Here is a 13,339-nt window from a genome sequence, read left to right as displayed (position 1 = left end):
CGAAACCTTTCGGGATGATTATAACAATCTAACAAACACCTCAATTCAAATTAAAGTTGCCCGAATACACTGCTGTAAAAAACTTCAAAATAGTAAGATTTCCACTTGAAAACCCAGTATATCAATTACTTTAAAAGGCTTTCTTAACTTTTTTTGCATATCCGCAATTAATCCCAAAAAATTGAGGTTGCTCATTTAAAATCCGAATAATCATTGCCCCTCCCGATAGTTATCGGCCCTAAAGGGTGGCTTATTCTCCGATTAATTAATCATTTGAGATTTTTTGCTCCCTTTAGGGCGGGGCAAACAAAAAATCGGTATTGTATTTTCAGTTTATAATTCTAATGTCTAAGAGCGGATATGAAAACTTTTTTTACGGCACTAATATTAGTTTTTATAGAACACGCGATTGTTTCCTGCTTTTTCAATCCGCTCTATAAGGGATTCAGGCAATTGAAATCGCTCGCCATACTTTTCAGCCAAACCAGCGGCATAGTCTTTAAATTGCTGTCCACCAATATAATCAATATAAGACATCACTCCTCCCGTATAAATTGGAAAACCAAGTCCCAAGATAGAACCGATATCCGCATCTCTTGGTTCTGTTAAAACACCACTGTCCAAACATCGGTACGAATCAATAACCATTGAGAACAATAGGCGTTTTCCTATTTCCTCTTCATTATATTTTGTTTGTTGTGGGTAAATAGTGGACCATTCCTTCCAAAGGTGTTTTTTGCCCTCTTTTGGATAGTCATAAAATCCTTTGCCTTCCTTTTTACCTGGTCTTTTGTGAGTATGGACTATCGTCGAAATTGTTTTTTCCAGTTCTTTTTCAAAATCCGTCAAAGTAGGATCTTCACTCATAATGTCTAACATGAGTTTCAAATTGACCTCATCAGATATGGCTAAAGGGCCCACCGGCATGCCGATCTTCTTGGCTACATTTTCTATAACTGCTGGCGGAATACCTTCCGTTAACATGGCGATGCCTTCATTTACAAATTTCCCAAAAACGCGAGAGGTGAAAAATCCGCGACCATCATTTACCACGATAGGTACTTTTCTGATTTTTGTAACGTAGTCTATAGCTGCCGCCAAAGTTTCATCTGAGGTTTCTTTACCTACAATAACCTCTACCAAAGACATTTTATCTACCGGCGAAAAGAAATGCAATCCGATAAATTTATCAGGCTTAGAAGATGCTTTTGCCAGAGTGGTGATGGGGATGGTGGAGGTATTACTGGCGTAAATGACTTCAGGACTGATGACGGCTTCTGTTTCTTTGGTCACTTTATATTTGAGCTCTAAATTCTCAAAGACCGCTTCGATAATTAAATCGCAGTCCTTTAAATCGTCCACAGCATCCGTTGGATGGATTTTATCCAAAAGCTGGGCCGATTTCTCTTCGGTACTTCTCCCTTGATCGATTTTCTTCTGCTCCAATTGGTTAGAATATGCTTTTCCTTTTTCTGCACCTTCCAACGAAACATCCTTTAAAACCACATCCAACCCTGCTTTTGCAGACACATAGGCAATCCCTGCACCCATCATTCCGGCTCCTAAAACACCCACCTTCTTATAAGTTGCTTGCTCAAATCCTTTTGGCTTCGCTTTTCCTTTGGACGCATCACCAATAAATACAAAAGCCGCCCGAATGATATTTTTTGTTTCCTTAGAGAATAAGGTATCCACAAAATAACGTGCTTCAACCTCCAAGGCTTTATCAATGCCGGTTGAACTCCCGTGATATATGGCGTTCAACACATTTTTAATATGGGGCATATTGCCGTGGGTTGTTTTATAAGCCATGGCATTGGATACGGAATAAAATTCAGTAAAACCTGACATTTGACCGATTCCATTTGGCGTTCCCGGAACCACAAACCGCTTATCATCCCATGGCTGGGACACTTCAGGATTTTTTAGTATCCATGCTTTGGCCAAGGCATTGATATCATCGGTTGGTGCCGCGAGCTGATGGACCAACCCGTCCTTTAGGGCTTGTTCTGCCGACAATTTTTTGGACTGGGTGATATATTCTATGGTTTTTCTTGGACCCAACAATCGCAAAAAACGTTGCGTCCCACCTGCTCCAGGGAATAAACCTACAGAACATTCCACCAATCCGATTTTATTTATAGGATGATCGGTCATAATGCGATGGTTACAGGCGAGGGCAATTTCCAATCCGCCACCCAAGGCAAGGCCACTTAAAGCAGCAACGATCGGTTTTGTAGATAATTCCATTTGACGCATGGCTTGATGGGTTTTCATCAGCATTTCAAAGGACTCCTCTTTGGTGGCCTCAAAATTTAAAAACCACTTTAAATCGCCTCCCGCTATAAAATCCCGTTTGGCCGAGTTGACCACAATTCCTTTGACAGCCTCATCATTAATGGCTTGATCTATGGCAGTGAAAAACTCTGAAATGGTGGCTTCGTTCATGATATTCACTGGAGAATTGGCGACATCCCAAGTAATAAAAGCAATGCCGTCCGTATCAATGGTATATGTTATATGTTGCATTTTTGTTTCTGTTTTTTTAGCGATTAAATACGTTCGATTATTGTAGCAATGCCCATACCGCCACCTACGCAGAGTGTGGCCAAAGCCGTGCCTTTATCTTGCTTTTCCAATTCGTCCAATGCCGTCCCCAAAATCATACAGCCCGTAGCCCCTAAAGGATGGCCCATAGCAATGGCTCCGCCGTTGACATTCACAATTGAGTGGTCTATGTTCATATTTTCCATAAGACGCAATGGCACTACGGCGAATGCCTCGTTGATCTCCCACAAATCGATATCTGAAGCAGTCATTCCGGCTTTGCTCAAAGCCTTTTTAGTGGCTGGCGTAGGACCTTCCAACATAATTAATGGTTCCGAGCCGATGATGCTTCCCATTTTAATTTTCGCTCTTGGAGTCAATCCTAATTTTTCTCCAATTTCTTTGGAACCAATCAGCATTAGTGCCGCACCGTCCACAAGTCCAGAGGAATTTCCGGCATGATGCACATGGTTTATACGCTCAACTTCAAGGTAGGTATCCAAAGCCGTTTGATTAAATAACATGGCCCCCATCTGTTCGAAAGACGGATTTAATTTACCCAAAGCTTCTATTGTAGTGTTGGCACGAATATATTCGTCTTTGGCCAATATTTCCAGTCCGTTAATATCGGTAACCGGAACTATCGATTTATGAAATGCATTTTTAGACCAAGCTGCTGCAGCTCGTTTTTGCGATTCTACGGCAAACCTATCCACATCATTTCGAGAATACCCATATTTGGTAGCGATTAAATCGGCCGAAATACCCTGTGGCACAAACTTACCAAAGGCAGCATCCGGCTCCATCACCCACGCAGAACCGTCGATACCCATGGGTACACGCGACATGGATTCAACCCCTCCAGCAATAATTAAGTCAGACCACCCCGATCTCACTCGCGCTGCGGCCTGATTGACAGCCTCCAGTCCTGAAGCACAATACCTGTTTAGAGACACTGCCGCTAAATGATCGCCGTAGTCAGCCACCTGCGCAGCCACTTTAGCAATATTACCGCCTTGCTCACCAGCCTGCGTGACACAGCCCAGGACGAGGTCTTCAACATAGGACGTGTCTAAATGGTTGCGCTCTTTTAAGGCCGAAAGCAAAGTTGTTACTAATTGCACAGGGCTTACTTGAGACAAGCTCCCTGTTTTTTTACCGATTCCACGGGGTGTTCTTACAGAATCATAAATATATGCCTCCATCTGATGTTGTATTTTAAGAGTTACTGGGTGGTAACATATAAAGTAAAAAAATATGTGACCACATGGTTACAAATCTAAACTAAAGATTTATATTTGTCAAGCAAAACGACTTAAAAATAGTAAAAACTCACAAAATCTAATGTTAATAAACACTATTATTAACTATAAGGCATATAATTAACTGATATGACATATTTGGAAGAGAATTATAATTTTGATTATTCGTCTCAAAACATTCAAAACATCATAAAAAAAATAAGCGAAGACAGCAGCAAAGACACACCTTTGGATTTTGCAATAAAAGCCTATTACTATATTCGGGATGCCTGGCCTTATAACCCCTATAGGATTAGTTTAAAGCCAAACGATTGGCGAGCGTCCGAGATAAGCACCCATACAACAGGCCATTGTTTGGATAAAGCTGTTTTATTGATCAGTGTTTTACGCGCTAAAAACATTCCCGCACGATTGGGTCTGGCAAAGGTTAAAAACCATATTGCTGTGGATGATATCATTGAAAAATTTGGTAATGATGTCCTGGTCCCACACGGTTATGTTGAACTCTATTTAAACGGCAAATGGGTGAAAGCAACTCCGGCGTTCAATAAATCCTTATGCGAAAAAATGAATGTTGCGCCCTTAGATTTCGATGGGACAACTGACTCTTTGTTTCAGGCTTATGACAGTTCGGGCACCTCGGTATTTATGGAGTATTTGGAAGATTATGGGACCTTTGACCACGTTCCGTTAACCTATATGTTCGATTTAATGAAAGACACCTATCCCCCTTTACGAGAAAATAAGGTAGAAATAGGAATGGTATTAAACCTCAAAGATTTATAATACCAATTAAACATTCAAATGATATCATGAAGAAAGATAGAGCCGCAACCGAAGAAAAAATATACGAAAGCTTTTTAAGCCTTTTGGAAGAAAATGGACCGCAAGCGGTAGGCATTAATGCCATTGCCAAGAAAGCCGGAGTGTCTAAAGAATTGATCTACCGGTATTTTGGTGGATTGGAAGGCTTACTTCTACAACTGGCCAAGAAAGGTGACTTTTTTAAATCGATGTTGGCGCTTCACGATAAAGACTTGGCGACGGTTGAAGACCTCAAGGAGTTTGCCATGGCCGGAACAAAAGAGCTTCGAGAGAACAAACTCACCCAAGAAATTCTGCGATGGCAATTGCTTGAAAACAACGAGGCAACACGCGATTTATTTAAATATAGTAATAAGGAAATGGGGAAAATTTTTGCCATTTCTGATAAGAACAGTTCTCTTAACCACGCCTTTCAATTGATGATTGGCGGGTATGTCTATTTTACACTGTTGTCTAAATTCAATAAAAAGTTTATCACCACTGACTTGACTTCTCAAGAGTCATGGGAGAAGTTTGATAAAGCGATTGAAAAGACGATTGATTTGTTTAATCAAGAACCTCGACGCAAGTCCACTGATGCGAATTAATAAAGATTTGGCGGTCCATCTCCTCCAAAGGGCCGCATTCGTCTGACGCGATGGGGCATACCAATTAGCAGTTCAATAACAATGATGGTCATAAATTAGATGATTCATGAGTTTATAAAATATAGACTAACTACATCTTAATTTCACTGGATGGACACCAACATCTCATTCCCATAGATAAAAGAATGGTATCTAAATTAAAACCTTCTTTCAGACATCGGTATTTTCAGGTAAAATCTGCTATATCTAGAGCATACAATGAGCGTCATGACATTCAATATGTCATCTCAATTTCATTAAAACTGCTCTGGTTTCCAGTTCGATCTATTGCTGTAACCCCAACTGCAGATAAAGCCACCTGATTTTCATTTGTGGTTTTATTCAATTCCAATTCCGTCGTATTTTGTGTCCTGTCCATAATCTTATACTCCCAATTTTCACCGTATTTATAGAAAACCACCCATTTAAATACCTCTTCTGGTCCAACGGGCTCCCAAGAGACAACTACTTTTTGTCCCTCCCTTTCGGTGCGGACCATTGGCACATCAGGAAGTTTGCTGTTGAGCCATGGACTCGCAGGAACCAGGGCCTGTTTTTTATAAGGACCATCCAATAGGCCCTGTGCAAGGTTGGGATAGGAAATCAGCGGTTTGATACTCCAATGGACGGTGCCCATGCTTTCTGGTAACATACCTCGCGTTATCATAATTTGATTGACGGTTTCGTCAACATTCTCAGCGCCACCACCATGGTATAGGCTAATGCCCGGCCATAAGTGCCGGTTTAAGGTATTTTCACTTTTCCACCAACCCAACAACACTGGAAAACTTTGTGGAATTTGGTTGATTTTCCAATACAATTGGGGTGTAAAATAATCGATCCACCCTTTATTTAACCAAAGCTTGGCGTCAGCATACAAGGCATCATACTGATCCATACCGGCAATAGAACTTGGATGGCCAGGCCTCCAAATCCCAAATGGACTCAAGCCAAATTTAACTTTAGGTTTTTCCGCTTTAATTTCACTATAGATCCGCTGCACAAAACTATTGACCGCATCTCTCCTCCAATCCGATACTGACAGTGAACCTCCTTTGCTTAAATAAGTTTGATAGCTTATGGCGTCGGGAAAATCCTGGCCATCATTGTAGGAGGTGTATGGGTAGAAGTAATCATCAAAATGAACGCCGTCAATATCATAGCGTTTTACTATATCCATGACTACCGCTGCAGAATGATCTTGGGTTGCTTCTTTGGAAGGATCCATCCACCACATTCCGTTTTTCAACGGTACCATAATTTCAGGATGTGTATTTACTAAAGATTTTGGACTCAATTCACCTCCCGTCGTGTGATGGGACCTATAAGGATTTAACCATACGTGTAACTCCATACCTCTGTCATGAGCTGCCTCGATCCAAAAACTGAGAGGATCATACCAAGGTTCTGGAGCTTTGCCTACTTCTCCAGAAAGAAAGTAAGACCACGGCTCCAAAGAGCTGTTATATAGGGCATCTGCCTGAGGTCTGACTTGAAAAATTACGGCGTTATAGTGGTGATCCTTTAACAGATCGAGTAATTTAAGGGCTTCCTCCTGCTGTTCTTGGGTGGACAGTCCGGGTTTACTGGGCCAATTGATGTTAGCGACCGTTGCAATCCATGCCGCTCTAAATTCACGCATCACTTCAGGGCTGTTCTTAGACTGCTGCTCTATATCGGGGTTTTCGTCCATCCGTGACTTGTCATTTGCTTCCCGTGGAAATTCCACAACGGTTTTTGAAGGAGGCCCAGAAGGTTTTATAGATTTACAAGAATTTAGAACGATACCACAGAGGAGTATCAACATAATAGATCGAATGTTCGTTGACATAAGAAAGTATGATTAGAGTGAAATGAATTTTATAGTATTATGCTCATCCTATAAAAAAAGAAAGAGCCACAATTAGTGTCTCCTTCTCCTTCTTTAAGGTTTTTTGATTCCCACCAGTGGGTTTAATTACCGCGAGACTTGTTTCGACAGAAAAATAATTCCTTGTACATGTGTCGTAGGCTTATCCGCCCGTTTCGATCGGACAGGCCCCGAGGTTATTAATAAAGGCTTAACGCTCTCTCCAGTAGTCAATATTTTTTGAACCTGGTGTTGGCGTATAGGTTCCTCTAATTTGCGTAGAATAAACCCGCCCTATACTTGCAAGCGTAATGGAATTTTGAATATAAGGGGTTGATGTTTCCACATCATAATCAGTCCCCGACTCAAAAATTCTGTAGTTATACCTGCCTGGCTTTAATTCTTTATAATCTCCTGCTTGTTTGAAAGCTATCCCAGTGCCCAGAGTAACAATCTCAACAGGTTCTGCTGGGGTGTCCTCTGTGGCTGGTACCGCAGCTCTCACCGCATAAGCATCTACTGCAAATGGCATATTGGACATGGAATTGACAAACCTCCAATAGATCTTTTCATAATTAGCTTCTGGGAGATCATCTTCGATAGTAAAAATCTCATAATTCTCATCGGTACCCCCAAGATAAATGGAATGATGTGAATCTGCCGCAAGGGTCAGAGAAGTGGCAGCCACAGTATTTCCTTCCAAGTCGCGTGCCGTCACATTAAATGTGCCAGACGGAATCAACGCATAGGCGTTGGATGGAAAAACAGAGCCGTAAACATTTCCCTTGACTTCATCTGATGTGGATGAAGCTACCGAACTCACCTTTTTTTCATCAAAATAAAAGTTTACCGCGGGAGCGTCCTGTACATGAAAAAAGAATTTGGCATAGGTTCCACCATCGGGAACGTTCTCCGTAACCTCAGGAATTGCATTTTCATCGCACGCATTAAAAACGAGACTTACAGCGAATAATAGTAGTATAGTATTGAATGACTTTCTCATAATTTTATAGTTATTCAGGTTTGCTAAACCAAGTTTCATAAGTGTGATAATCTTCTTCATAAGCACCAATAACCTCTAATGCCGCTTTGTTCCACATGTATTCTGAGTTATACCTTGGCCTGGCACGATAGGCTGGTTGATCATTATTGGTAATATACAGCGGATCTGGAAGCTCAAAGCCCTTATAGACAGGATCGGCAGCATCAACATCATAATGATAACGTCTCATATCAGACCAGGTTTCCATAAAGCCCCATCCCCAGGTAGCAATATATTTTTGAAGCATGATCTTGGATAAGGTCAAGTCTTCAGTAGCCACCGGAAACAATTCGGTACTCGACAAATAAACCGTTTTTCTTTCTTCAAAAATTGTAGGATCCGGTGCATATTGTTTTGAAAATTCAATATGCGATTTCACCCCTTCTTGGTAGGCAGTAAGTGCCACGTCTTTTTTGTTGGAGATAAATGCAGCTTCTGCCTTGATAAATTGTAGTTGCGCATAGGTCATCAATGGAAATCTCTCTGAGTTATTAAAGATGTAAATCTGAGGTGATGGCGATGAGCCTTTGTAGCCTACCTCATTCCAGAAGTTCTTAGGCACCTGGTTTGCCTCTGCGGCAGACCATTCATTGATTCCTAATTCAGGAGAAATACCTCGGTACTGTCCATCTGGAGATGGTGCCATCATGGCAGTAATACGCGGATCTTTAAGATGATCAGCAGAGTTTTCAGGCAATGGATCCGCACCAATGAGACTAGGATCTGTAAGTTCTGGATTGGTGCCATCAAGAAGCCCTACCATAAATTTTGTCTGGCGATAATATCCGATATTATCTCTCAGAGGTCCAAAAAAGTTAGTATCAGAACTTATCGTGCCATCAAAACCGATACTGGCATCATCTTGGTTTCCAGCCAGTGACTTATTAACATAAGCAATTACTTGGTCGGCATCATAAGAACTTTTATTGGTGAGACGGTGGGCATTTATGGCGAGTAAGCCATAGGCGAATTTGATCCACTTGTCACGGTCGCCACTATATATAAGATCAGCTTCACGTAAGCCTGAATCGTCAGGTCCCAATCCGTCGGTTCTTTCCAAGTTTTCTATTCCTAAGAGCAACAGTCTTTTAATCTCTTCATAAACCACCGGTTGTTCATCATAATCAAAAACCCGCTGACTGGAATTAAAAGCTTCTGTTACAATAACCGGCCCGTGATAGTCGGTCAACATTTGCCATCCGTAAGCTCTCATGATATGCCCTACTCCGACAAAATCATATTTTTTATTGAGCTCTCCGCTTTCAATCATATCGGATAGATTGTAGCCCATACTCCAATAAACAGCCCTCCAAAGTTGCGCGTAAGAATCGGACAACGGATTGTTATGGAGGTTGAGAGAATAACTCGATCCAGACGTGTAGGCCCAGTTTTGAGTGTAAAACCCTGTAAAACGTCCGTCCCATTGTACGGCCACTGCCATCTCAGATTGTATCTGTGGCAGGAATAGTTCAGGTTGCAAAAGTGCATCCGGTCCATTGGGATTGGTATTGACGTCCAAATAATCAGAACAACCCGAAATGGTCAATGTACCGGTAATTATTAAAAATGTGTATATTATTTTTTTCATCGCTATTTTTATTTAAAATCCAACTTTTAATCCAAAATTCAATCCCCTTGGAAGCGGAAAGTTTCCGTAATCCAATCCTGCACCTCCGGCACCACCTACAGCAGCGGAGTTTCCATTAGCCACAGGATCTAAACCAGAGTAATTCGTAAATAAGAACAAATCAGTCCCTGTGATAAATAAACTGGCGCTTCTTAAGAACTTCGTTCTATCCAAAAAGCTTGATGGCAAATTATAACCTAATGTGACATCTCTTAAACGCACCCAATTGATATCCTTTTCAATAAAACTTTGATGCGGGTAGATTGAACTCCAATAGGATGAGTTGCGGTACAGGTCAATAGGAATATTGTTTTCCGTAGGATTGGCGGAATTTTCGTTACCGTCTTTTAGGACCCCGGTTACAATTCGTGGCACTTCTCTATCCAAAGTTCTTTTACTTAAGCCTCTTGTAGTTAAATAATGTTCGGTAGCGTTATATACATCGCCGCCAACTCTGAAATCCAATAGGAAGTTCAAAGAGAAATTTTTATATCTAAAGGTATTGGTTAGACCCATGGTGAATTTTGGGTTTCTATCTCCAACGATGATCCATTCGCTTGTATCCAATATCGGCAATCCGTTGGAAGGATTAATCAACACTTCTCCTTGGTCATTGCGCTGATAATCATAACCGGTGAATGTCGTCAAAGGACCACCCACTCTCGAACCCACACGTACGTTTCCGTATAACCAGGTATCAGAATTATAAAACTCTTGAACATCTCCAGGCAATTTTATAAGCTCACTCTTGTTTTGAGTGTAATTAGCTAAAATATCCCAACTGAAGTTATCGGTTCTTACAGGCGTGGCATTCAATTGGAGTTCAATACCTTCATTTTGGATTTCACCGGCATTGAATGTCATAAGTACGAAGCCTGTAGCGTAGCTGAGCCTTAGATTTTGAACAATTTGATCTACAGATTTTTTGTTAAAATAGGTCACATCCAACCCTAACCTGTTTTTAAGTAATTTCAACTCAATACCATACTCATAAGAAGTGGTCATCTCAGGTCGTAAATCTAAACTTGGTCCTGTAAATCCATATCTGAATCCGCCTCCCGTAGTCAACGCATTTGTGTAAAATGGTCGAATATTATACGGATTCGCGTCCTTTCCCACTTGCGCAATAGAAGCTCTCAGTTTACCGTAAGACAGCACATCTTTAATGCCTTTTAAAGGCTCCAATTCCGTAAAGACAAAACTTAGACCGGCCGATGGATAAAAGAAGGAATTGTTCTTTTTTGGTAAGGTAGAACTCCAGTCATTTCTAGCGGTTAAACTAAGAAAAACCATATTGTCATAATTGGCATTAAAGGTAGCAAAGGCGCCAACCAATCGACGTTCAGTCAAATTATTGAACGCTCTATGAGTCTTTAAATCGGTGTTATTAATGGACCACAAGTCTGGAGCCTGAAAGTCTTCTCCTCCGGCCGCAGCACTGAATGTATTATAATCATAAACCGCACTACCAATTTTGATATCCGTAGTAATTTTATCATTTAACAATTTTGGTGGTGTAATTTGTGTATAGTATTGGAATGTCAAATTTCTTGTAGTTACCAAGGCTTGATCAAATATCCCGTTGCGACTTTTTCCGGTGTTTGATTCCGGATGTCTTACAATCGTACTTTTGGTAGTGAAATAGTCAATCCCTACTTGTCCCACAAACTTTAACCAATTTAATGGTGTGACCGTAAGTGATGTGTTTAATTTATAACGATCAGTAAGGGAGTTAAGAATATTCTTATTGACATTGAAGAACGGGTTTTCAACCGCATTGGAATAATCGGCGTAATCCCGTCTTTTGCCTGATGGTGTCAAATAGTTACTGGCATCATCTGTAGAAGGCCATAACAATAAATGCAATAAAGGACCACCAGCACCTCTAAACGTTTGATCATTATCTGATCGGGTATAATCAAAGGTGACATCGGCAGAAAGAAATCGGTTGAATTCTGCAGTGAGCGCAGAGGTCAAATTCAACTTCTCCAAGCCTGTGTTCGGAATAAAACCTTCTGAACTTGTATTGGATGCAGATACACGGTATTGGGTTTTTTCACTCCCTCCCGAGACCGAGATATTATGTTTTTGACTGTAGGCATCACGAAAGAAGCTCTTCACATTGTCATAAAACTGTGTTCCTGCCGGATAGGGCTGTCCAAAATAGTAGAGTGATTCGTTGCCTTCTTCAGTATAGCCGTTGGCACCTCTATCATAAACCTGCTGTATATCTGGATATTCTACAATCCGATCCACTCTAACACTTGTGCTGTAGTCGATACGCGGTGTCCCAGCCTGTCCTCTTTTGGTAGTTATCACGATAGCTCCTGAGGCTGCTTCTATACCATACAAGGCAGCTGCTTCCGGACCTTTCAAAATGGTTACCGAGGCAATATCTTCAGGATTGATGTCAGCACCTCTGTTGGTAAAATCGATACCTCTGTTTTCAAAAGAGGTTGCCGTATTAAGAGAGGAGGCAAAAACTGAAGTGGAGGTAGTATTGTTACTGATAGGAAGACCATCCACTACAAATAAGGGCTGATTATTGCCACTCAATGAACTGATACCCCTAATGACAATGGATGACGAAGATCCTGGAAGTCCGGAAGTACTATTGACTTCAACACCTGCCACCCTACCGGCTAAACCATTGACAAAGTTTTCACGTTGAGTTTCTGCCAAGGTAGAACCTTTAATTTCAGTGACGGCATACCCAAGTGCTTTTTTCTCTTGTTTGATACCCAATGCAGTGACCACCACTTCATCAAGTCCTTCCAAGTCTTCCATTAGTGTGACATCAAACCGGTTGCGGGTACCGATTATTATTTCCTGTGTGTCAAAACCGATGGACGAAATAACCAATACTGCATCATTACTATCTGGCGCACTAAACGTGAAATTTCCGTCCATATTGCTCACGGTGCCCTTACTAGTGTTCTTTATATACACTGAAGCACCTGCCACAGGCAAACCTTTCTCGTCAATGACCTTTCCGGTCAAGATCCGCTCTTGGGCAAAAGCTTGAAATCCCAGAAAGCAGAGTAAAATTAAAAGTAATCGTTTTTCCATAATGTGAACCCCTTTTAAAAATTGTTATTAGTTGATATTGAAATATTCAAATTGCACTTCACTATTTGACTAAGTAATTTTAGACAATCAATATTAAGGAATTTTTTCTTAAAAAACGTTAAAATTGCAGATGTTTTATCAAAAGAAATTAAAATCATGCCCATTTTATGAGACCTATTTAGCTATTTATGCAGTAATTGTGCCTTAAACACGCATTTTATAAAATCCCTGACTTTAATAGGGTTAATTGAAATTTCCTCAGTATTTATGAATAATATAAGACCAAAGGCCTTAAAACGCATTTTTAAAATTAGCATTAAGGATAAGTTTTCATTTTTTTTATAACGGTATCAAAAAAAATTGAAAGTAGGATTTCCCCTTCATCTTAATACGTTCAAAATCGTATCAGAATACGAGGATGTTGCTCTTTATAATAAGAAGGACATGAAGTTTAAGTGGGCAAATATCAAATCCTGCACATACGCAATGTCG

At 40.7% G+C, this 13,339-nt stretch carries 8 protein-coding genes; 2 read left to right on the top strand and 6 right to left on the bottom strand.

Translation table 11 applies throughout. The annotated features are described in order from the left end of the window. Positions 1–387: 387 nt before the first annotated feature. On the bottom strand, positions 388–2,529 hold the full coding sequence (locus tag H3Z82_RS06475) for a 3-hydroxyacyl-CoA dehydrogenase NAD-binding domain-containing protein (RefSeq protein WP_182203873.1): 2,142 nt from the start codon (positions 2,527–2,529) through the stop codon (positions 388–390). 23 nt (positions 2,530–2,552) lie between these two features. Continuing rightward, positions 2,553–3,752, bottom strand: coding sequence for an acetyl-CoA C-acetyltransferase (locus H3Z82_RS06470; RefSeq protein WP_182203871.1), 1,200 nt, complete (start codon positions 3,750–3,752; stop codon positions 2,553–2,555). Between the two features lie 186 nt (positions 3,753–3,938). On the opposite strand from H3Z82_RS06470, the gene H3Z82_RS06465 reads away from it, so the two are divergent. Both H3Z82_RS06465 and H3Z82_RS06460 read left to right on the top strand, forming a co-directional pair. Beyond that, on the top strand, positions 3,939–4,595 hold the full coding sequence (locus H3Z82_RS06465; protein WP_182203868.1) for a transglutaminase-like domain-containing protein: 657 nt from the start codon (positions 3,939–3,941) through the stop codon (positions 4,593–4,595). Positions 4,596–4,621: 26 nt separating this feature from the next. Beyond that, complete coding sequence (locus tag H3Z82_RS06460) at positions 4,622–5,221, top strand: TetR/AcrR family transcriptional regulator (protein ID WP_182203866.1); 600 nt, start codon at positions 4,622–4,624, stop codon at positions 5,219–5,221. 274 nt (positions 5,222–5,495) lie between these two features. Here H3Z82_RS06460 and H3Z82_RS06455 read toward each other — a convergent pair whose 3' ends face one another. The 4 genes from H3Z82_RS06455 to H3Z82_RS06440 all read right to left on the bottom strand — a co-directional run bounded on the left by H3Z82_RS06455 (position 5,496) and on the right by H3Z82_RS06440 (position 12,847). Continuing rightward, positions 5,496–7,091: a glycoside hydrolase family 10 protein gene (locus tag H3Z82_RS06455; protein ID WP_182203863.1), complete on the bottom strand. Its 1,596-nt coding sequence runs from the start codon at positions 7,089–7,091 to the stop codon at positions 5,496–5,498. Between the two features lie 229 nt (positions 7,092–7,320). After that, positions 7,321–8,112, bottom strand: coding sequence for a DUF4397 domain-containing protein (locus H3Z82_RS06450; protein WP_182203860.1), 792 nt, complete (start codon positions 8,110–8,112; stop codon positions 7,321–7,323). A 10-nt stretch (positions 8,113–8,122) separates the two neighbouring features. Beyond that, complete coding sequence (locus H3Z82_RS06445) at positions 8,123–9,739, bottom strand: SusD/RagB family nutrient-binding outer membrane lipoprotein (protein ID WP_182203858.1); 1,617 nt, start codon at positions 9,737–9,739, stop codon at positions 8,123–8,125. Between the two features lie 12 nt (positions 9,740–9,751). Continuing rightward, complete coding sequence (locus H3Z82_RS06440; RefSeq protein ID WP_182203855.1) at positions 9,752–12,847, bottom strand: SusC/RagA family TonB-linked outer membrane protein; 3,096 nt, start codon at positions 12,845–12,847, stop codon at positions 9,752–9,754. Positions 12,848–13,339 lie beyond the last annotated feature (492 nt).

This window comes from Gelidibacter maritimus (genome assembly GCF_014062315.1).
Taxonomy (GTDB): Bacteria; Bacteroidota; Bacteroidia; order Flavobacteriales; family Flavobacteriaceae; genus Gelidibacter; species Gelidibacter maritimus.
The sequence above is the reverse complement of the archived record's forward strand: the minus strand, read 5'-3'. Positions and strand labels throughout refer to the sequence as shown.

Excerpts from the sequence above, each read along its gene's own strand:
- H3Z82_RS06450 (WP_182203860.1), bottom strand. The coding sequence starts at position 8,112 with ATGAGAAAGTCATTCAATACTATACTACTATTATTCGCTGTAAGTCTC.
- H3Z82_RS06460 (WP_182203866.1), top strand. The coding sequence starts at position 4,622 with ATGAAGAAAGATAGAGCCGCAACCGAAGAAAAAATATACGAAAGCTTT.
- H3Z82_RS06475 (WP_182203873.1), bottom strand. The coding sequence starts at position 2,529 with ATGCAACATATAACATATACCATTGATACGGACGGCATTGCTTTTATT.
- H3Z82_RS06445 (WP_182203858.1), bottom strand. The coding sequence starts at position 9,739 with ATGAAAAAAATAATATACACATTTTTAATAATTACCGGTACATTGACC.
- H3Z82_RS06455 (WP_182203863.1), bottom strand. The coding sequence starts at position 7,091 with ATGTCAACGAACATTCGATCTATTATGTTGATACTCCTCTGTGGTATC.
- H3Z82_RS06440 (WP_182203855.1), bottom strand. The coding sequence starts at position 12,847 with ATGGAAAAACGATTACTTTTAATTTTACTCTGCTTTCTGGGATTTCAA.
- H3Z82_RS06465 (WP_182203868.1), top strand. The coding sequence starts at position 3,939 with ATGACATATTTGGAAGAGAATTATAATTTTGATTATTCGTCTCAAAAC.
- H3Z82_RS06470 (WP_182203871.1), bottom strand. The coding sequence starts at position 3,752 with ATGGAGGCATATATTTATGATTCTGTAAGAACACCCCGTGGAATCGGT.